The 357-nt window shown below is 65.3% G+C and carries 1 pseudogene; it reads right to left on the bottom strand.

Annotation, left to right across the window (positions count from 1 at the left end):
• Positions 1–357, bottom strand: a pseudogene (locus FAF44_RS53875) (DNA-directed RNA polymerase subunit beta); the annotation flags it as partial.

The raw sequence follows: 357 nt of genomic DNA, 5'->3' as shown, positions 1-357 counted from the left end.
GATCGCCTCGACGTCCTGGGTGGTCATGCGCTCGCGCACGACCCGCTCCATCCGGGCCAGGCCCAGGCGGACCTGGTTCTGGATCAGCTCGCCGACGCTACGCAGACGGCGGTTGCCGAAGTGGTCGATGTCGTCGACCTCGACGATGACCTCGCCGTTGGCGCCCGGCATCGACTCCTCGCCCGCGTGCAGGCGGACGATGTACTCGATCGTGGCGACGATGTCGTCTTCGGTCAGGGTGCCCTGCGTGATCTCCGAGTCGACGCCGAGCTTCTTGTTGATCTTGTAACGACCCACCTTGGCGAGGTCGTAGCGCTTGGCGTTGAAGTAGAGGTTCTCCAGCAGGGTCTGCGCCGA

This window comes from Nonomuraea sp. MG754425, assembly GCF_021699195.1.
In the GTDB taxonomy this organism is placed as follows: Bacteria; Actinomycetota; Actinomycetes; order Streptosporangiales; family Streptosporangiaceae; genus Nonomuraea.
Note: the sequence above shows the minus strand (reverse complement) of the source record. Positions and strands in the feature narration are given on the sequence as shown.